The following is an 18700-nucleotide window of genomic DNA, read 5'->3' as shown; positions in this document are numbered from 1 at the left end:
GGGGAAGGGGAGATAAGCTTGCGGCTCAAGCGCCCCAGCGGCTATAGCCGCAAGTGAGGCTCAAGGAACAAACGTCATGCGAGGCGCGATGGGCGGCCCGCGCGTGCTGTTGCGCCGGCTCCGCGAGGTGATGGCGGAACCGGTCAGCGCGCAGGACCGGCTCGACAAGATTGTGGTGCTGATCGCCGCGAACATGGTCGCGGAGGTGTGCTCGGTCTATGTCCTGCGCATGGACGGAACCCTCGAACTCTACGCCACCGAGGGCTTGAACCGGGAAGCCGTCCACCAGACCGTGATGCGGATCGACGAAGGCCTGGTCGGCCTCGTCGCCAGCCAGGCCAACGCCATCAACCTGTCCGACGCGCAATCGCATCCGGCCTTCGCCTACCGGCCGGAAACCGGCGAAGAGATTTACCACTCCTTCCTCGGCGTGCCGATCCTGCGCGCCGGCAACACGCTTGGCGTGCTGGTGGTGCAGAACCGCGCCCATCGCAACTATTCCGAGGAAGAAGAAGAGGCGCTGCAGACCACCGCGATGGTGCTCGCGGAGATGATCGCCTCCGGCGAATTGTCGGCGCTGGCGCCGCCCGGTGCGGAACCTGCGGTGCATCCGCGCCGCCATCTCGCCGGCACGCCGCTGGCCGAAGGCATCGCACTCGGCCACGCGGTGCTGCATGAGCCGCGCGTCGTCATCAAGAATTTCGTCGCCGACGATATCCCGGGCGAAATCAAGCGGCTTGACGATGCCATCGCCACGATGCGCTCCGACGTCGATGTGATGCTCGAGCGCGGCGAGATCGCCGATGGCGGCGAGCACAAGGACGTCCTCGAAACCTATCGCATGTTCGCGCATGATCGCGGCTGGCTGCAGCGCATGCGCGAAGCGATCCGCACCGGCCTTACCGCTGAAGCCGGCGTCGAACGGGTGCAATCGGATACCCGCGCGCGCATGCTGCGTGCCACCGACCCTTACCTGCGCGAGCGCCTGCACGATCTCGACGATCTCGCCAACCGGCTGATGCGTCAGCTCATGGGCGTCGATCACGCGCCAAGCAAGGAGCAATTGCCGGACAACGCCGTGCTCGTCGCCCGCATGATGGGTCCTGCCGCATTGCTTGATTACGACCGCAAGCGCCTGCGCGGCCTGATCCTGGAGGAAGGCGGCGCGACTTCACATGTCACGATCGTGGCGCGCGCGCTGGGCATCCCTGCGGTCGGCGAAGTGGAGAATATCTCCGGCCTTGTCGAATCCGGCGATCCGGTGATCGTCGATGGCATCACCGGCGATGTCTATCTGCGCCCACCGCCGGATATCGAAGCCGCCTATGTCGAACGCGTGCGGTTGCGGGCGCGGCGACAGGCACAATATCAGGCGTTGCGCGACAAGCCCTGCGTCACCAAAGATGGCCACGAGATCGCGCTGCATCTCAATGCCGGTCTTCTGGTCGATCTGCCGCATATCGAGGAAACCGGCGCTGCCGGCATCGGCCTGTTCCGCACCGAATTGCAGTTCATGGTCGCCCCGACCTTTCCGCGAATCGGCGAACAGCTTGCGCTCTATCGCGCTGTCCTGGAGACCGCCGGTGCAAAGCCGGTGACCTTCCGCACGCTGGATATCGGCGGCGACAAGGTGCTGCCCTATATGAGCGCCTTCGAGGAAGAGAACCCGGCCATGGGCTGGCGCGCCATCCGTCTCGGCCTCGACCGGCCGGGTCTGATGCGCAGCCAGATCCGCGCCTTGCTGCGCGCCGCATCCGGCAAGGCTTTGCGCGTGATGTTCCCGATGGTCGCCGATGTCAGTGAGTTCGAACAGGGCAAGCTGATGGTCGAGCATGAGCTGACCTATCTGCGCCGGCATGGCCACACCTTGCCGGAGCGGGTCGAGATCGGCGTGATGGTGGAAGTGCCCTCGCTGCTGTTCCAGCTCGACGACCTGTTGCCCCGCGTCGATTTCCTCTCGGTCGGTTCGAACGATCTGTTCCAGTTTCTCTATGCGGCCGATCGCGGCAATTCGCGTGTTGCCGAACGCTACGATCCGATCTCGGCGCCGTTCGTGCGGGCGCTGCGGCTGATCGCCCGCAAGGGCCGCGAACATCGCAAGCCGGTGACGTTATGCGGCGAACTGGCCTCGAAGCCGATCGGCGCATTGACGCTGGTGGCGATCGGCTATCGTTCGCTGTCGCTGACGCCCTCTGCCGTGGGGCCGGTGAAATCGATGCTGCTCGACCTCGATGCGGAAAAAGCGCTGGCGACGATTGGCCCGCTGCTCGATCATTCCGAAACCGGCATGACGCTGCGCCAACGCATCGAGAGCTTCGCGTCGTCCGAAAACCTTCAGCTCTGACGTGGACTATGATTGGATGTCACACTCTCCCCGTTCGTTCCCGCGCAAGCGGGAACCCAGAATCGCTTGTTCGTGCGCCTGTCGCTCCTGGGTCCCCGCTTCCGCGAGGACGAACGGCTGAAAAATCGAACACACCAAAAGCAAGCCCATGCTGCCGCAAGCCAAACTCGACATCCTGATTGCCCGCCATGCGGAAATCGAAGCGCGTCTCGCCGGCCAGAATTCCCCGGACGATTTCGTCAAGCTGTCGCGCGAATTGTCCGACCTCGGTCCCGTGGTTGACGCGATCAAGATCTATCGCGCGGTCGGCTCCGAACTGAAGGATGTCGAAGCGCTGATCGACGATCCGAAAACCGATTCCGAAATGCGCGAGATTGCCGACAGCGAGCGGCATGAATTGATCGAGCGCCTCGAAAAGCTGGAAAAGGATATCCAGCTCGAACTCCTTCCGAAGGATGCGATGGATGAGCGCAGCGTCATCCTCGAAATCCGTGCCGGCACCGGCGGCGACGAGGCGTCGCTGTTCGCGGGCGTGCTGTTCCGCATGTACGAGCGCTACGCGGCGAAACAGGGCTGGAAGGTGGAGATCGTGTCGGCGAGCGAAGGCGCGGTCGGCGGTTACAAGGAAATCATCGCCGACATCACCGGCCGCGGCGTGTTCGCCAAACTGAAATACGAATCCGGCGTGCACCGCGTCCAGCGCGTGCCGGAAACCGAAGCCTCGGGCCGCATTCACACCTCGGCGGCGACGGTTGCGGTGCTGCCGCAGGCCGAAGACGTCGATGTGGTCATCAAGGATGAAGACCTGAAGATCGACACGATGCGCGCGCAAGGCGCCGGCGGCCAGCACGTCAACAAGACTGAATCGGCGATCCGTATCACGCATATGCCAAGTGGCATCGTCGTCGCCGTGCAAGAGGATCGTTCGCAGCACAAGAACAAGGCCAAGGCGCTGGCCCTGCTGCGGACCAAGCTCTACGACGCCGAACGCGAGAAGCTGGATTCGGCCAGAGCCGCCGACCGCAAGGTGCAGGTGGGCTCCGGCGATCGCTCCGAGCGCATCCGCACCTATAATTTCCCGCAAGGCCGCGTGACCGACCACCGTATCAATCTCACGCTCTACAAGCTGCCGGAAATCGTCGCAGGCGAAGCGCTGGGCGAAATGGTCGATGCATTGGTCGCAGAACATCAGGCGGCGCTGCTGGCGGCACAGAACAGCGACGCGGCATGAGCCAAGCCGATCTGCGCAGCGCCCAAAATAGCGCCCATGACATCGGCGCCGCGCGGCGGATCGTCACCCGCTTGTTTGAAGAGGCAGGGCTTGAATCGCCGTCGCTGGATGCGCGGCTGCTGATCGGCCATGCGCTCTCGCTCGATCACACGGCCCTGGCGATCGCGTCCGATCGCGCGCTGACGCAGGGCGAACGCGACACAATTGCAGAATTCGTTGCGCGACGTTTGAAGGGTGAACCGGTCGCACGCATTGTCGGCGAAAAGGAATTCTGGGGCCTGCCGTTCAAGCTGTCGCCTGCAGCCCTGGTGCCGCGGCCCGATACGGAAACACTGGTGGAAGCCGCTCTCGCCGCGGTCGATGCCGGCAAGCGGCGCGACGACAGGCTGATGATCGCCGATCTCGGCGTCGGGTCCGGCGCGATCCTGCTGGCGTTGTTACATGAATTGCCGAACGCGTTCGGCATTGGCACAGATCGCAGCAGTGAGGCGATTGCCACAGCACGCAGCAATGCAGCAGCACTCGGACTTTCATCGCGCGCGGCTTTTGCGATGATGGATTTCGGTGCGGGGCTGGGTGGCGGTTTCGATATTGTGGTTTCCAACCCGCCTTATATCGCGTCCGCCGATATCGCCTCGCTTTCGCGCGACGTGCGCGAGCATGATCCGCGTCTTGCGCTCGATGGCGGCGCCGATGGCCTTAATGCCTATCGCGCCATCGCGCGGCAGGCTCCCGATCTTCTGCGCGGTGACGGAGCGATGATTGTGGAAATCGGTCTCGGCCAGGCTGGCGACATCAGAACCATTTTCGAGACAAGCGGTGCTTTGGAAATAACCGCGAGCCGAGACGACCTGGCCGGGATTGCGCGCGCCCTGACCTTCCGGCGGCGGCCCTGAAGATGCTCTCGCCCAGCATGGCTAACACCCATGGAATCCACGGCTTTTGCCATGCCGGGGCCGCATTCCGCCCCCTCAAAAAAAAACTTGGATTATCGCGGCGGAGGGACTAGCTTGGGTTTAGATATTGACCCCTGACGCTGGTCGCCAGCGAGGCCCGGGGACGGATTTTTCGAGGGAACATGGGGTTCTCCGAGGTCCCTGCGAGGCAGCGGCACACAACGCGAGCGACACTAAGGGCGGAAGCCAAGTCCACACGACAGGCCGAACAGACGAAACAAGGTCAACGAACGATTTGCCGAATGTGATCGGATGCCTCACCGACAGGGCCCGCAATGCCCGACATGTGTGATGCGTGATGCAGATCGGCTGAATGAGGCGTGTGCGCCCCAAGCGGGTGTCACCAAGGGGTTTTTAAAGCGGTCGGAGCGGAAAGTTGTGTGAAAGAGGCTCGTACGCGCTGCGTTGAGCCGCATCTTTCATCGTGACATCGCTGTGACATGAAGGTGCTGGGATTGGTCATCCACAACGCGGTTGGAAACTGCGCTATCAGGAGTCGTCAACAGGCAAGCCATGAGAAACGGTCAGAACAAGCATCGGATGAGGGGTCGTAACCGCGGTGGTAGCGGTGGCGGCGGCAAGAGCCACAATCCACTGACACGGGTTTACGAATCGAATGGCCCCGACGTGAAGATTCGCGGTACCGCGAACCACGTTGCCGAAAAATACATCCAGCTTGCGCGTGATGCGACCGCATCCGGCGATCCGGTGGCGGCCGAGAATTACTATCAGCATGCCGAACATTACTTCCGGCTGATCGCGGCGGCGCAGGAGCAATTCCGGCAGAGCCAGCCCTATCAGCAGCGTCCCGAGAGCGGCGAATCGCGCAGCGACGAAAGCTTCGATGACGGCGATGACAGTCAGCCGGCTTATGGCGCGACCGAGCCGCATTCGCCGCGCGAACAACAGCCCTATCAACAGCGCGAGGCGCAGCCGTATCAGCAGCGCGAATACCAGCCGCGCCATGATCGGAATCAAGATCGAAACCAGGATCGGAATTTCGATCGCAATCGCAGCCGGCACCAGCAGGACAATCGTTCGCACGACAACCGTCCGCAGGAACGCCAGTATGACGACCGGCAAGCGCAACCGGCCAACGGCGCCGAGGATGAAAATGTCGATCGTCTGCCCTCGTTCATCACCGGTGCGGCACCTGCGCCGGCTGCCGATCAGCAGAATGGTCACGACGCGCCAGGCGATCGCTTTCCGCTGAACCGCCGCCGCGGACGCCGGCCGCGCACGCCGCGTGCGGATGTGGCTACGGAAGGCAGTGATGAGGCGGCGCAGTCTGGCGAGTAGTTGCTGTCGTTCCGGGGCGCGGACAACGTTCGCGAATCCGGAATCCAAAGCTCCAAAGCTCTATGCATTTTTAGTCTGGATCCCGGGTTCGCTTGCTACGCAAGCGCCCCGGAATGACTTTTTTACATCCGCACGGCGCCACCGGGCGATGGCGCCAGCACCGGTTCGAGCGACGGCACGATCTTGCGCTTCTCGCGCTTGACCGGAATGGCGCGATAGGCCTGCTTGCTCGCTTCGACAATATTCACGCCGGGAAATGGCGCAAGGATCGATGCGCCGACACGCTCCCATGCCACGGCCGAGCGTAGGAACCATGTCCGCTGCACCGGCGGCACGTAGAGCGCTTCACCCCAGCCCTTCGGCGTGAACATCGTCTCGCGCAGGATGCGCGTGATCTGCGAGCGCGAATAAGGCCGGCCATGACCGAATGGCGTCGTGTCCGTGCGTGCCCAAAGCCCGCGCCGGTTCGGCACCACCGCCAGCAAGCGCCCGTTGGGCGAGAGGACGCGCCAGACTTCGCGCAGCAGCGTCACCGGGTCATCCGCCATTTCCAGCGCATGAACCAGCAGCACCCGGTCCACCGCCGAATCGGTCAGCGGCAGGCGCGTCTCGTCCACCAGCGTTGCGAGGCCAGGCCGGTTCGACGGCCATTTCACGACGCCCTGTGACGCCGGCATGAAGGCAAGGCAACGCTCCGCTTCCTCGCGGAAAATGCCGAGATACGGGATGGTGTAGCCGATGCCGGCGACCCGCTCCTGCCGTACGTCGGCCCAATGCGTGCGAATGCCGCGGCTGACGAAGCGGCGCGCCACAACGCCCAGTGGCTGGGCGTAGAAATTCCGCAAATCCACGACGTCGATGAACATGGCGCTAACGGTAGCATGAAACGCGGGCCGGCGAGGTTAACACACAACATTCTCAGAACCCGGTGCGGCATGTTAGCGTTGCCGCCTGAAACCATCACATCACAGGGACGACATGCCGGCGAAAACGCACCAATTTCCATGCCTCTCCGACAATTTCGGGGTGCTGATCCACGACCCGGCAACCGGTGCCACCGCCTCAATCGATGCGCCGGAAGCCGCCCCGATCGAGGCCGCCCTGCGGGAGACCGGCTGGACGCTCAGCGACATTCTGGTCACGCACCATCATGCCGATCACACCGGCGGCATCGCCGAATTGAAGGCCAAGCACAAATGCCGCGTGATCGGTCCGCGCGCCGAAGCCAGCAAGATCGAAGATCTCGACGCCACCTATGGCGGCGGCGACACGGTCAATGTGGGATCCTTGGTCGCGCGCGTGATCGATACGCCGGGCCACACTGCAGGTCACATCTCGCTGGTCTTCGATGAGGACAAGCTCGCCTTTGTCGGCGACACCTTGTTTTCCATCGGCTGCGGTCGCGTGATCGAAGGCACGCCGGCGCAGATGTGGGACTCGCTCTTGAAACTGCGCGCGCTGCCCGATGACGTGACGTTCTTCTGCGGCCACGAATATACGCAGGCCAATATCAAATTCGCGCTGACCATCGAGCCGGAGAATTCGGCTTTGATCGTGCGTGCCCGCGAGGTCGACGAATTGCGCGCGCAAGGCAAGCCGACCTTGCCGACAACGCTCGGCGCGGAGAAGGCGGCCAATTGTTTCCTGCGCGCCGATGTGCCCTCCGTTGCAGCGGCCGTGGGTATGGCCGGAAAGCCCGCGGCCGAGGTTTTTGCCGAGATCCGCGCGCGGAAGAACAAGTTTTAACAACACTCAATCCACCGCTCATTCCCGCGAAAGCGGGAATCCAGAATGCATGACTCTGGGTCTCCGCCTTCGCGGGGACGAGCGGCAAAAATTAGATCGTATCATGTCTCAACTCACCGCCACCGACATCGTCCGCCTTCTGGAACTGAAGCCGCATCCGGAAGGCGGGCATTATCGCGAGACCTTCCGCGATACGCACACCATCGACGGCAAACGCGCGGCCTCGACCGCGATCTATTTTCTGCTCGCGCGCGGCGAGCGCTCACACTGGCACAAGGTCGATGCGGTGGAGACCTGGCACTGGCATGCCGGCGCGCCGCTGAGACTTGAGATCGCGGAGGGCACCGGACGCATCACAGTGATGCTGGGGCCCGATCTTGCGGCCGGTCAGCGCCCGCAAGGGATTGTCCCGTCAGGCGCATGGCAGGCCGCCGAAACGCTGGGCGACTGGACGCTGGTCGGATGCACGGTCGCGCCGGGCTTTGAATTTTCCGGCTTCGAACTTGCGCCGAAAGGCTGGTCACCATCCTAGATCAAATCTCAGGCCTGCCAGGTGAAGCCAACGTAAGCCACGTAGAGCCCGAGCATGATCGCACCCTCGCGCCGGGAAATCCGGTAGCCGGTCCAGGCCAAGACCAGAATCAGCACGGCGACGGCCACCATGACCGGATTGCCGAAATACGCGATTGTGGGCGGCACGGCCGTCGGCGCGAGCAGACCGGTCACGCCGGCGATCCCAAATACGTTATACACGCACGACCCGAACACATTGCCGAGCGCGACATCCGTATTCCTGCGCAGGGTGGCCGAAACCGACGTCACCAGCTCCGGCAGGGTCGTGCCGATCGCAACCACCGTGAGGCCGATCACGCTTTCCGAGACCTGAAGGCTGTGCGCCAGGTCAACCGCCGCATCAACCAGCCATTGCGCACCGATATATACCAGCACCATGCCGCCGACGGTCTGGCTCAGCGAGAAGATCGCGCCACTCAAGCCGCCGGGCGGCCGCTCCTTGACTGGAATGACGGTACTGGCCGCCTCCCCGCGTTCGAACGGTGCGGTATGTTCGAGCGGTCTGCGCCGCTCGATGCGGATGGACCAGCCGATATACAGCGCAATGAGAAATACATAAGCCGCGCCAACCGGCCGCGACAGCGGAGCTGCGATGGAGAACACGGCAAAGAGCAAGATGGCGGCAAGCACCACGACGCCATCGAAATTCAGCGAACGCTGATCCACGTGAATCGGCCGCAGCACCGCGCAGACGCCAAGCACGAGCAACAGATTCGCGATATTGGCGCCGACGATATTGCCGAGTGCAACGCCCGGCGCACCCGCGAGCGACCCGCGCACCGACGTGACGAGCTCCGGTGTCGATGTGCCGAAACCGATCAAGAGCCCAATCAGAAGCGAAGAAATGCCAAGCCGCCGCGCAATCTGCACGGCGCCGCTGACCAGCAATTGCGCGCCGCCGATCAGGAGGAGCAAACCACCGACGAAGAAAACAACCTGTTCCATAGGCTTCCGTCGATGACCATCGCGGGCGACATCACGTCATATATTGCCCGCCATTGGCCGTGAGCGTCGAACCGGTGATAAAGCCCGATTGATCCGAGGCCAGGAACACCACACAGCGCGCGATCTCCTCGGGCTCGCCGAGACGGCCAAGCGGGATATGCGGAAGGATGCTCTTCTCCAATACCTCCTGCGGCACGGCCTTCACCATCTCGGTGCCGATATAGCCGGGGCAGATGGCGTTGACGGTGATGCCGCTCTTGGCGCCTTCCTGCGCCAGGGCTTTCGTGAAACCGATCTCGCCGGCCTTGGCGGCGGAATAATTCACCTGGCCCATCTGGCCCTTCTGGCCATTGATCGAAGAGATGTTGATGATGCGGCCGAATTTTCGGGCGCGCATGCCTTCGATTACCTGCCGGGTCATGTTGAACAGCGAACCGAGATTGGTGCCGATCACGGCGTTCCATTGCTCGGGTGTCATGCGATGGAACATCGTGTCCTTGGTGATGCCGGCGTTGTTGACCAGGATTTCCACCGGCCCGAGTTCGGCTTCGACCTGCTTGATGCCGGCGCCGCAGGCATCAAAATTCGATACGTCCCATTTGAAAACCGGAATACCGGTTGCGGCCTTGAATTTCTGCGCGGCTTCGTCATTGCCGGCATAGCTGGCGGCGACCTTGTAGCCCTCTGCCCTCAGTGCCTTGCAGATCGCCTCGCCAATCCCGCGCGTCCCACCCGTCACCAAAGCAACCCGCGACATTTCCATCCCCCGAATTTTCTGGCCCGGACCTGAATGCGACCGGATACCGAAGACTAGACACGTTGATGGCCGGAGCAAGCCCCGGCCATGAACCAGATCAATTTCGCACCCTCAATGCGTCGTTTGAACGCGCGAGGTGCAAATTTGTTGTCCGTTCCGCGCCTACGCGCGCTCAAGACACCTTTTTGTGCCTGTCGCGCTTATGCGCGCTCCAAGCTCTTTTGTGGTGCCTCTCGCGCGCTATGCGCGCTCCAAGCACATAGCAATGCCCATGCCACCGCCGATGCAGAGCGTGGCCAGACCCTTCTTCGCCTTGCGCTTGTCCATCTCGTAGAGCAGCGTGGTCAGCACGCGGGCACCGGATGCACCGATCGGATGACCGAGCGCGATGGCGCCGCCATTGACGTTGACCTTGCCGGTATCCCAGCCGAGATCCTTGTTGACCGCGCAAGCCTGAGCGGCAAAGGCCTCGTTGGCCTCGATCAGATCGAGGTCCTCGATCGTCCAGCCGGCTTTCTTCAGCGCGGCGCGCGAGGCCGGGATCGGGCCGGTTCCCATGATCGAGGGGTCGACGCCCGCATGCGCCCAGGATGCGATCCGGGCGAGGATCGGCCGGCCTTCCTTCTGCGCCTGCGAGGCCCGCATCAGCACCACAGCGGCGGCGCCATCGTTGATGCCCGAGGCGTTGGCGGCGGTGACGCTGCCTTCCTTGTCGAAAGCCGGACGCAGCTTGGCGATCGAATCCATGGTCACGCCGGACTTCGGATACTCGTCAGTATCGACAACGATATCGCCTTTTCGCGACTTGACGGTGACCGGCGCTATCTCGTCCTTGAACTTGCCGGACTTCATCGCCGCCTCAGCCTTGTTCTGGGAGGACACGGCAAACTCGTCCTGTTGCTGGCGGGTGATCTGCCACTGCTTGGCGACATTCTCGGCGGTCATCCCCATGTGATAGCCGTTGAAGGCATCCCACAGGCCGTCCCGGATCATGGTGTCGACCATCTGAAAATCGCCCATCTTCACGCCACTGCGCAGATGTGCGCAATGTGGCGCCATGCTCATGGATTCCTGACCGCCGGCGACCACAATCTCGGAATCGCCGTTCAGAATGGCCTGGTAGCCGAGCGCCACTGCGCGCAGTCCCGAACCGCAGAGCTGGTTCACGCCCCAGGCCGGGCTCTCGACGGGGATGCCTGCGGCAATCGATGCCTGACGGGCCGGATTTTGTCCTTCCCCTGCCGTGAGGATCTGTCCCATGATGACTTCGGAGACCTGCGGTGCCTCAACGCCGGAGCGCTGAAGTGCTGCCGCAATGGCAACCCGGCCGAGTTCGTGCGCGGGAAGGTTGGCGAATGCGCCGTTGAATGCACCGACCGGTGTACGCGCGGCTCCGACGATGACGATATCATCCTGCATGAAGAGTGCTCCCTGTCCGTTGGCCGACCGCATAGCACGGCGGGGCGGTCCCGCAAAACCATCCGCCATGCAATCTCGCAAGGCGCGGCCGCACAAAACTGTGGCCCGCGCCGAAGAAAGCGCCTATTTTAAATTCATCGGCCCATTCTTCCGGGTGTTAGCGGCGCGCCAATCAAGCGGTGTCATGGCAAAATCCGACGAACCGATCACGATCAAGAAGTACGCCAACCGGCGCCTCTACAATACCGGGACCAGCACGTATGTAACGCTGGAAGACCTGGCGACAATGGTGAAAGCCGGCGAGAATTTCGTCGTCTACGACGCCAAGAGCGGTGAGGAAATCACCCGTTCCGTTCTTGCGCAGATCATCTTCGAACAGGAAAACAAGGAAGGGCAGAATCTTCTGCCGATCAATTTCCTTCGCCAACTCATCCGCTTCTACGGCGATTCGATGCAGATGATGGTGCCGCGCTATCTCGAAGTGTCGCTGGAATCCTTCACACGCGAGCAGGAAAAGATGCGCCAGCAGATGGCGCAGGCGTTCGGCGTGAACGTGCCCTCCTTCGGTCCGATGGAGGAGCAGGTCCGCCGCAACATGGAGATGTTTCAGAAGACATTCTCGATGTTCACGCCGTTTGCGCGACCGCCGGGCAAGGACGCGCCATCAAGTGGCGGCCCGGGTGAATCCGGCAAACCCGCAGCGTCCTCCTCGGAAGACATCGACGCCTTGAAACGTCAGATCGAGGAAATGCAGCGCAAGATCGACAAGATCAGCGACAAGGATTGATCATCCGGATTTATGTTGCGCGCGCCGTTATAATTTGACGGCGCGCTTTTCATGCAGCGCCATTGGCGGCCGGTCGATCGATGCGTGTCCGACATATCCGCCCTGCAGATAGTCGCAGCCCCAGGCCGCCAGCATGGCGGCGGTCTCCTTGTCCGGCACCCATTCGGCAACGCTCTTGAGTTTCAGTCCGCGCGCGAGGTCCAGCATCGTGCGCACGAATGTGCGGTCATCGGCCGATCGCTTGAGATTTTGCACGAATGCACCGTCGATCTTGATCATGTCGACGCCGAGCTTGCGCAGATTGCGGAACGAAGTGAAGCCGGCACCGAAATCGTCGATGGCGATGCGCGCGCCAAGATCCTTCACCCGCGCAACAAAGCCACGCGCATTGTCGATATCGTGAATCGCCATCGTCTCGGTGATCTCGATGATCAATCGCTCCGCAACGCTCCGGTGCAGACGAAGCAGCGCTTCCAGCCGCGCCCACCAATCGGGATCGAATGTCGAAGCGGCGGAAACATTCACGCTTGCATGCAATGACGGGTGCGCGGCCATTTCCGCGACGACAAGTTCGAGCACCCGCTGATCGAGCAGGCGAACAAGCCCCAGCCGTTCGGCAACCGGCATGATGTCAGCGGCGGAAATCATCACCCCGTCCGTACTGCGAATCCGCAACAGGCATTCATAGAAAACGCCCTTATGCGTCTGCGCATCGACCACCGGCTCATAAGCCAGCATGATACGCCGCTGATTGAGCGCGGTGACGATCTTGTCGGTGGCGAGAATATTCTCGCGCCGCATCGCTTCGCGTTCGATATTCGGTTGATAGACCAGGAACGATCCGGGCCTTTTTTCCTTCGCGAGATCGAGCGTTTCCTGCGCCCGTGCAAGGACATCGTGCACGTTGCCGCCATGACGTGGTGCGACGACACTACCGATGGTGCCGGTGACGGCGATCGGCCCGGCCGATGTCATCACCACATCGTGGCGGACGTGGCTGAGAAACCGCTCCGCCGCAACACCGATTTCGTCCGGCGTGCAGTTCCGCAGGATCAGCCCGAATTTGTTGCCTGAAAAACGGCCGAGACAGTCTTCGCCGCGCATCTTGCTGCGCAAGCGCCGCGCGACGATGCCGATCACCTCATCGGCAATGTCATAGCCATAGGCTTCGTTGACTTGCCCGAGACCGTCGATCGCAACCAGCAGGAAACCGCAATTGGTCTTGGCGCGCGCCGTTTCCTGCAGGGCCTTTTCCAATTGCTCGGTCAGATGCCAGCGATTGATTTCACCGGTCAGCGGGTCGAAACGGGAAAGATAGGCCAGTTGCTCTTCGCGCTTGTGACGATCGTTGATGACGCGGATGACACCATGCGCGCGCTCCGGCTTGCCGTCCTTGCCGGCGAACCAGCGGCCGGTATCCTCGATCCAGCGCTTGGGCGCGCGCGGGTTTGACCGGAGGGCATATTCCACCTGATAGGCGACACCCTTGCCCTGATCGCGCTTGGTCGAATGCGTCACCGCATCGAAGCGCGTTTTTGTATTGCCGGGATCGAGCAGCATCGCAAAGCCACGCCCCGTCGAAATCGGCCCGGTGTCGCGAAGGCCCAGCAGGGCCGGCGCATTGCTGCTCCAGGTCAATGTGTCGGCTTCGATCCGCCATTCATAAGCCGCTTCGCCGCTGGATCTGAGAATCGCGGCAACATCGATCTCCGATGCCGCATCGGCGACGCTCGACTTGTCGGCACCAGCTTTGGCTTCGACCGGACGGGAAGTCTTGGTCGCCTTGGTCACCCTAAGCCCCTTGCTTGTCCCCACCGGGCATAAGCCTCAGCCGGCACTCACAAAAGCTTGAGCCGGAACTATAAACAAAGGGGAAACTCCCCGCCTCGCTTTGTACCGATCGGGCACTTCCGGGCACGATGTGCGTTACCCGGCACGACAATTGCGACCTTGATGGCGAACGGGACGTTAATGTCCCGGTCTGGTACAGAAGGCAGCATTGGTGGCCGATCAAATGAAACGCGATAGCGAAACGACCGATGCGGCCACCCCGGATCGGGACAGCGCGGACACATCGCATCAGCGCGCCATCGTCGCCGTCAACCCGACGCTAACCGAACGGCATGGGCGTTCGCGGTTGGCAGACGCCATGTTCCTGGCGCACATGTTCGCGACCAAGTTTCGGGCGCCGCAAACCTGCGAGAAGCGGCGGGCCGAACCCGGCGACGCCGATGCCAGCTATCGCAAGACCACGCAGCCGGCCGTGCGGACCGGGCGTCTCGTGTCAAGGAAGGTTTAAAAGAGAACGCGCGCGCTCAATACCCCAGCGCGCAGCCATCCTTGCGGGGATCGGAGCCGCCGATCAGCACGCCGCGCTCCCAATCGATTTTGATTGCCTGACCGCCGCCATGCGGCACAGCCGCGCGCGCAGCGTCGTGGCCGCGCGCCCGCAGATCCTGCAGCACGGCTTCGCCGATTCCGTTCTCGAGCGTCACCTGTTCGCCTTCGAAGAAGATGCGCGGCGAATCGATCGCGGACTGCACATCCATCCCGTAATCGACGACGTTCGAGATGAAATGCGCGTGGCCCATCGCCTGATACGCACCACCCATGACGCCGAAGGCCATGTCGACGCGTCCATCGCGCATCGCCAGCGCCGGAATGATCGTGTGCATTGGCCGCTTGTTCGGACCGATGCAATTGGGATGACCAAGCGCGAGATTGAAGCCGGAGCCGCGATGATGAAGCAGAATGCCGGTCTTCTCCGTCGCGATGCCTGAACCGAAACCCGAGAACAGCGAGTTGATGATCGTCACCGCATTGCGGTCGCGATCGACGACGCAGGCCAGCACGGTGGAGCCTTGCGGCTTCGGCGCTTGCGGGAATGGCGAGCGCTTGGTGCGATCGATCATGCCGGCAAGCTGTGCCGCAAAACCGCTGTCGAGCAATGAGGGCACCGGCTGCGTCATGAAAGCCGGATCTGCGAGATAAGTGTTCCGCACGCCGTAAGCCAGGCGCGCTGCCTCGGTTGCGAGATGATAGCGATCGGCCCCGACGGGATCGAGATTCGACAACGCGAAGCGTTCGAGGATGTTGAGCAGGATCAGGGCGATCATGCCCTGCCCGTTCGGCGGCAGCTCCACCACATCAAGACCACGATAATTCGATGTGAGCGGCGTCGCCTCTTCGCCGCGATGCGCAGCAAAATCGTCGGCCGTCAGAACGCCGCCCATGGCCTTGAGCGTCGCAACGATGTCGTCGGCGATCTCGCCTTCATAGAAAGCGCGCGCACCGCGCTCGCCGATCGCCCATAGCGTCTTGGCCAGCGCCGGAAACTTCACGACGTCGCCGGCTTTTGGCGCTGCGCCTTGCGGCAGGAAATGCATCGCCGCGCCCGGACTGCGCGTCAGCCGTTCCTTGGTCCGCGCCCAGTCGAAGGCAACGCGCGGCGAGACCGGAACGCCTGCTTCCGCGGCGGTAATGGCCGGCAGCAAGACGCGATCGAGGCCAAAGCGGCCATGCGTCTTGAGGATCGTGTCCCAGGCTTCGACCGCACCGGGCACGGTGACGCTGTGCACCGAGGTCGGTGCGATCTCTTTCAGGCCCTGCTCGATCAGGCTTTCCGCCCGCATCGCGGCGCCGGCACGGCCTGAGCCGTTGTAACCCCAGACCGGCTGTCCGGGCTTTGCAACCAGACAGAAGCAATCACCGCCGATACCGGTCATCTGCGGTTCGAGAATGCCGGCCATCGCCACCACAGCAACGGCAGCGTCCACCGCTGTGCCGCCGGCACGCAGGATCTCGACGCCGGCAAGAGACGCCAAGGGATGCGAGGTCGCAACCATGCCACCGGTCGCATAAGCGGGCGAGCGGCCGGGAAAGTGATAATCGCGTGTCATGAATGAACCGGATGCGCGGACAACCGCCTAGATCACGATGATTTTGGATCGGGTCGATCCAAAATCATGAACGTGATCGATTCCAATAAGTTGGAGCATGATGTCGTCCGAAAACCGCTTCGCACACTTCGGCATCATGCTCTAGTGCGCGATCGGGTGGGTGCCGTCGACCGTATAATCGCGCGCGGCCGCGCGGATCGAGATCGAGAAGCCGCCGACAACGTCGATGGCGCAGATGACGAGGAAGAGAAGGAAGGTCGACGTTGCCGCCTGCTGCACCATCAGGAATTCGCCGAGCGCGACCACGAACACCACGAACGACAGCAGATGATCGACGATCGACTTCACCCCGAAGCGCGTGGCTTTGAGGATTTCGACGAACAGCAGAAGGATCGAGAGAATGATGAGCAGATCGCCGGTCGAAACGCTGAGCGTTGCGCCCGACATCATCGGCACGGTGAACACCGTGTCGCCAAATCCCAGCCCAAACAGGAAGGCGATGATGTTGTAGAGCGCGAGCGGAATGAGCAGGAGCGGAAAGCCGACGAGATACATTGGATGGCAGCTCCTGGCTCCGTCTCCTGTCCGGTGAGGCTTACGCCTCCGCGCTCTTCACCTTCAGCACCTGCCGGCCCTTGTACATGCCGGTCTTCAGGTCGAGGTGATGCGGACGGCGGAATTCGCCCGAGTCCTTGTCCTCGATATAGCTCGGCTGCTTGAGAGCGTCGGCCGAGCGGCGCATGCCACGCCGCGATGGCGAGGTTTTTCGTTTCGGAACGGCCATTGCTGGAACTCCTGAAAAAGACAATCCGGCCGAGGGCGACCCACGGAGCCGGACGGGAATTGACGGATTTGCGGCGGCTTATAGAGGAACAGGCCCGATATGGCTAGAGGCTATCGCAGTTTCTGCGACTCCGGCCGGGCGCGCCGACCTCTCCCTTTCAGGGAGGTTAAAAGCGGCCCCGCTTCAGGCAATCCGCGAGCCCCGCCGTGTTAGCCCGCCGCTGATAGATCCCGGCCAGGCGCCGGACCGCCGGCCCTGGCATCCGGGCGTCCCGCTTCCGCGGATTGGGCAGCATGGCCGCCATCAGGGCCGCCTGATGGGCCGTCAGGTCGCTGGCCGGCTTGTTGAAGGCCCTCCGGCTGCCCGCTTCGGCCCCGAATTGGCCGTTGGGGCCCCATTCGGCGATATTCAGGTAGATTTCCATGATCCGTCGCTTGCCGAGAACCAGATCCATCCAGAGGCTCAGTGGCAGCTCCAGAGCCTTGCGGACATAGGAGCGGCCGGACCAGAGGAACAGGTTCTTGGCGGTCTGCTGAGTGATAGTGGAACCGCCCCGCAGATCGTCGAAATCCTCCGCTTCGTTCAGCAAGTCCCGCAAACCCCGCCAGTCGACGCCATGATGGGGGCAGAAGCGCGCATCCTCGGACGCAATCACCGTCCGCGGCAGCACGGGCGCGATATCACCCAGCGGACGGTAAATCCGGGTGACCGGCTGCGCCGTTAAGTAACGCCACAGCATCGGGGTGGAAACCGGCCGCACGACCAGATAAAGCGGCGTCAGGACATAGGGCAGCAGGATAAAGATCAGAATCGCAAACAGGGCGATACGCACGGCACGGCGCAGCCCGCCCCGGCTGGAGCGCATCCATGGCTGCTGCGACAACATCACCAAGATTTACTCATGCAAAATCTAGTCATGAACGTCGGGTTCCCCCTGGGCACTCTCATGCAACGAGACAAGCGACAGAATGCGGTGCATTGCCGCGAGCGTGGCCATCAATGACAAAACAACACGGAAACGATTTTTCGGCCAGCCTTGAAAACGCTGCCAACGATATTGAGCGCCTGCTGGAGCAATTGCTGTCGGTAAAGCCGGTCGATGGTGAAATCGACCGCCCGCAGCGGATCATCGATTCGATGCGCTATGGCGCGCTGGCCGGCGGCAAGCGGCTGCGGCCGTTTCTGGTGATCGAAAGCGCGGCGCTGTTCGGCGTGCCGCGCTCGCAAGCCTTGATGGCCGGCGCGGCTCTTGAATGCATTCACTGCTATTCGCTGGTGCATGACGACCTGCCGGCGATGGACAATGACGATCTGCGGCGTGGCCGTCCGACGACGCACAAGAAGTTCGACGATGCGACCGCGATCCTCGCGGGCGATGCGCTGCTGACGATCGCGTTCGACATTCTCTCGCGCGAGGAAACGCATCCCGATCCGGCGATCCGCATTGCGCTGGTGCAGCAGCTTGCACGCGCATCGGGCCTCGGCGGCATGGTCGGCGGGCAATTGCTCGATCTCGCGGCGGAGGGACGTTTTGGCACATCCCCCATTCAGGACGAGCGCAGCATCGTTCACATGCAATCGATGAAGACCGGCGCATTGCTGCACTTCGCCTGCATCGCCGGCGGCATTCTCGGCAATGCATCGAAAGCCGATCGCGATGCGCTGTCGCGCTACGGACTTGCGATCGGTGTTGCCTTCCAGATTGCCGACGATCTGCTCGATGTCGAAAGTGACGCTGCGACGCTCGGCAAGGCCGCCGGCAAGGACGCGGCCGCCGGCAAAGCGACGCTGGTCGGCATCCTTGGCATTCCGACCGCCCGTGAACGCCTTGCCCGGTGCGTTGCGGACGCGGAAGCCGCTCTGGCCGGTTTTGGCGATCGGGGCGCAATCCTGCGTGAGACGGCCCGCTTCATCGCTGCGCGCAACAAATGAACATCAGTTAAGCTGCTGAAAAACATGG

The 18700-nt window shown here is 62.5% G+C and carries 18 protein-coding genes; 9 read left to right on the top strand and 9 right to left on the bottom strand.

Translation table 11 applies throughout. The features are described 5' to 3' along the window. The first annotated feature begins 76 nt into the window (after positions 1 to 76). The 4 genes from ptsP (at position 77) to CAK95_RS10375 (ending at position 5830) form a co-directional block, all read left to right on the top strand. The gene (gene ptsP / locus CAK95_RS10390; RefSeq protein ID WP_086087854.1) at positions 77 to 2344 is read left to right on the top strand and encodes a phosphoenolpyruvate--protein phosphotransferase; all 2268 of its coding nucleotides are present in this window, start codon (positions 77 to 79) and stop codon (positions 2342 to 2344) included. A 148-nt stretch (positions 2345 to 2492) separates the two neighbouring features. Next, entirely contained in the window at positions 2493 to 3575 is a 1083-nt protein-coding gene (gene prfA, locus CAK95_RS10385) for a peptide chain release factor 1 (RefSeq protein ID WP_086087853.1), read from the top strand. Continuing rightward, positions 3572 to 4471 carry a peptide chain release factor N(5)-glutamine methyltransferase gene (prmC, locus tag CAK95_RS10380; protein ID WP_086087852.1) on the top strand — a complete coding sequence of 300 codons (900 nt, stop codon included), beginning with the start codon at positions 3572 to 3574 and terminating at the stop codon, positions 4469 to 4471. The genes prfA and prmC overlap by 4 nt, the downstream gene beginning before the upstream one ends. Positions 4472 to 5071: 600 nt before the next feature. Continuing rightward, on the top strand, positions 5072 to 5830 hold the full coding sequence (locus CAK95_RS10375; RefSeq protein WP_342588001.1) for a DUF4167 domain-containing protein: 759 nt from the start codon (positions 5072 to 5074) through the stop codon (positions 5828 to 5830). 122 nt (positions 5831 to 5952) lie between these two features. Here the strand turns inward: CAK95_RS10375 and CAK95_RS10370 are convergent, their stop codons facing one another. Next, on the bottom strand, positions 5953 to 6696 hold the full coding sequence (locus CAK95_RS10370; protein WP_086087850.1) for a methyltransferase domain-containing protein: 744 nt from the start codon (positions 6694 to 6696) through the stop codon (positions 5953 to 5955). Positions 6697 to 6808: 112 nt separating this feature from the next. Here CAK95_RS10370 and gloB point away from each other — a divergent pair, with 112 nt between their 5' ends. Both gloB and CAK95_RS10360 read left to right on the top strand, forming a co-directional pair. Next, on the top strand, positions 6809 to 7576 hold the full coding sequence (gloB, locus tag CAK95_RS10365; protein WP_086087849.1) for a hydroxyacylglutathione hydrolase: 768 nt from the start codon (positions 6809 to 6811) through the stop codon (positions 7574 to 7576). Between the two features lie 103 nt (positions 7577 to 7679). After that, positions 7680 to 8108, top strand: coding sequence for a cupin domain-containing protein (locus CAK95_RS10360; protein WP_086087848.1), 429 nt, complete (start codon positions 7680 to 7682; stop codon positions 8106 to 8108). Between the two features lie 8 nt (positions 8109 to 8116). Here the strand turns inward: CAK95_RS10360 and CAK95_RS10355 are convergent, their stop codons facing one another. From CAK95_RS10355 to CAK95_RS10345, 3 genes are all read right to left on the bottom strand, one after another. Then, a complete protein-coding gene (locus CAK95_RS10355) occupies positions 8117 to 9094 on the bottom strand; it encodes a calcium/sodium antiporter (protein WP_086087847.1) in 978 nt (325 codons plus the stop codon). 31 nt (positions 9095 to 9125) lie between these two features. After that, on the bottom strand, positions 9126 to 9851 hold the full coding sequence (gene phbB, locus CAK95_RS10350) for a beta-ketoacyl-ACP reductase (RefSeq protein ID WP_086091328.1): 726 nt from the start codon (positions 9849 to 9851) through the stop codon (positions 9126 to 9128). Positions 9852 to 10091: 240 nt separating this feature from the next. After that, on the bottom strand, positions 10092 to 11270 hold the full coding sequence (locus tag CAK95_RS10345) for an acetyl-CoA C-acetyltransferase (protein WP_086091327.1): 1179 nt from the start codon (positions 11268 to 11270) through the stop codon (positions 10092 to 10094). A 184-nt stretch (positions 11271 to 11454) separates the two neighbouring features. On the opposite strand from CAK95_RS10345, the gene phaR reads away from it, so the two are divergent. Continuing rightward, positions 11455 to 12057 (top strand): polyhydroxyalkanoate synthesis repressor PhaR, encoded by a 603-nt coding sequence (gene phaR / locus CAK95_RS10340; protein WP_086091326.1) that lies wholly within the window; start codon positions 11455 to 11457, stop codon positions 12055 to 12057. A 27-nt stretch (positions 12058 to 12084) separates the two neighbouring features. On the opposite strand, the gene CAK95_RS10335 is transcribed toward phaR, so the two are convergent. After that, positions 12085 to 13848, bottom strand: a complete 1764-nt coding sequence (locus CAK95_RS10335) for a putative bifunctional diguanylate cyclase/phosphodiesterase (RefSeq protein ID WP_086087846.1) — start codon at positions 13846 to 13848, stop codon at positions 12085 to 12087. A gap of 223 nt (positions 13849 to 14071) precedes the next feature. Here CAK95_RS10335 and CAK95_RS10330 point away from each other — a divergent pair, with 223 nt between their 5' ends. Beyond that, entirely contained in the window at positions 14072 to 14356 is a 285-nt protein-coding gene (locus CAK95_RS10330; protein WP_147413619.1) for a hypothetical protein, read from the top strand. Positions 14357 to 14372: 16 nt separating this feature from the next. On the opposite strand, the gene ggt is transcribed toward CAK95_RS10330, so the two are convergent. From ggt to mtgA, 4 genes are all read right to left on the bottom strand, one after another. Next, positions 14373 to 15956, bottom strand: a complete 1584-nt coding sequence (gene ggt / locus CAK95_RS10325) for a gamma-glutamyltransferase (RefSeq protein ID WP_086087844.1) — start codon at positions 15954 to 15956, stop codon at positions 14373 to 14375. Positions 15957 to 16097: 141 nt separating this feature from the next. Beyond that, complete coding sequence (locus CAK95_RS10320) at positions 16098 to 16511, bottom strand: hypothetical protein (protein WP_086087843.1); 414 nt, start codon at positions 16509 to 16511, stop codon at positions 16098 to 16100. A 40-nt stretch (positions 16512 to 16551) separates the two neighbouring features. Then, positions 16552 to 16740 (bottom strand): 50S ribosomal protein L32, encoded by a 189-nt coding sequence (gene rpmF / locus CAK95_RS10315; RefSeq protein ID WP_086087842.1) that lies wholly within the window; start codon positions 16738 to 16740, stop codon positions 16552 to 16554. Positions 16741 to 16906: 166 nt separating this feature from the next. After that, the gene (gene mtgA / locus CAK95_RS10310; protein WP_425349704.1) at positions 16907 to 17626 is read right to left on the bottom strand and encodes a monofunctional biosynthetic peptidoglycan transglycosylase; all 720 of its coding nucleotides are present in this window, start codon (positions 17624 to 17626) and stop codon (positions 16907 to 16909) included. Positions 17627 to 17739: 113 nt separating this feature from the next. On the opposite strand from mtgA, the gene CAK95_RS10305 reads away from it, so the two are divergent. Continuing rightward, positions 17740 to 18672, top strand: a complete 933-nt coding sequence (locus tag CAK95_RS10305; protein WP_086087841.1) for a polyprenyl synthetase family protein — start codon at positions 17740 to 17742, stop codon at positions 18670 to 18672. Positions 18673 to 18700 lie beyond the last annotated feature (28 nt).

The organism is Pseudorhodoplanes sinuspersici (genome assembly GCF_002119765.1).
Classification (GTDB): Bacteria; Pseudomonadota; Alphaproteobacteria; order Rhizobiales; family Xanthobacteraceae; genus Pseudorhodoplanes; species Pseudorhodoplanes sinuspersici.
The sequence above is the reverse complement of the archived record's forward strand: the minus strand, read 5'-3'. Positions and strand labels throughout refer to the sequence as shown.

Bases quoted from the DNA above. Each gene is read 5' to 3' on its own strand.
- prmC (WP_086087852.1), top strand. From the start codon at position 3,572: ATGAGCCAAGCCGATCTGCGCAGCGCCCAAAATAGCGCCCATGACATC.
- CAK95_RS10320 (WP_086087843.1), bottom strand. From the start codon at position 16,511: ATGTATCTCGTCGGCTTTCCGCTCCTGCTCATTCCGCTCGCGCTCTAC.
- phbB (WP_086091328.1), bottom strand. From the start codon at position 9,851: ATGTCGCGGGTTGCTTTGGTGACGGGTGGGACGCGCGGGATTGGCGAG.
- CAK95_RS10370 (WP_086087850.1), bottom strand. From the start codon at position 6,696: ATGTTCATCGACGTCGTGGATTTGCGGAATTTCTACGCCCAGCCACTG.
- CAK95_RS10305 (WP_086087841.1), top strand. From the start codon at position 17,740: ATGACAAAACAACACGGAAACGATTTTTCGGCCAGCCTTGAAAACGCT.
- CAK95_RS10345 (WP_086091327.1), bottom strand. From the start codon at position 11,270: ATGCAGGATGATATCGTCATCGTCGGAGCCGCGCGTACACCGGTCGGT.
- ggt (WP_086087844.1), bottom strand. From the start codon at position 15,956: ATGACACGCGATTATCACTTTCCCGGCCGCTCGCCCGCTTATGCGACC.
- prfA (WP_086087853.1), top strand. From the start codon at position 2,493: ATGCTGCCGCAAGCCAAACTCGACATCCTGATTGCCCGCCATGCGGAA.
- CAK95_RS10355 (WP_086087847.1), bottom strand. From the start codon at position 9,094: ATGGAACAGGTTGTTTTCTTCGTCGGTGGTTTGCTCCTCCTGATCGGC.
- CAK95_RS10375 (WP_342588001.1), top strand. From the start codon at position 5,072: ATGAGGGGTCGTAACCGCGGTGGTAGCGGTGGCGGCGGCAAGAGCCAC.
- CAK95_RS10330 (WP_147413619.1), top strand. From the start codon at position 14,072: ATGAAACGCGATAGCGAAACGACCGATGCGGCCACCCCGGATCGGGAC.
- phaR (WP_086091326.1), top strand. From the start codon at position 11,455: ATGGCAAAATCCGACGAACCGATCACGATCAAGAAGTACGCCAACCGG.
- gloB (WP_086087849.1), top strand. From the start codon at position 6,809: ATGCCGGCGAAAACGCACCAATTTCCATGCCTCTCCGACAATTTCGGG.
- CAK95_RS10360 (WP_086087848.1), top strand. From the start codon at position 7,680: ATGTCTCAACTCACCGCCACCGACATCGTCCGCCTTCTGGAACTGAAG.
- mtgA (WP_425349704.1), bottom strand. From the start codon at position 17,626: ATGTTGTCGCAGCAGCCATGGATGCGCTCCAGCCGGGGCGGGCTGCGC.
- rpmF (WP_086087842.1), bottom strand. From the start codon at position 16,740: ATGGCCGTTCCGAAACGAAAAACCTCGCCATCGCGGCGTGGCATGCGC.
- ptsP (WP_086087854.1), top strand. From the start codon at position 77: ATGCGAGGCGCGATGGGCGGCCCGCGCGTGCTGTTGCGCCGGCTCCGC.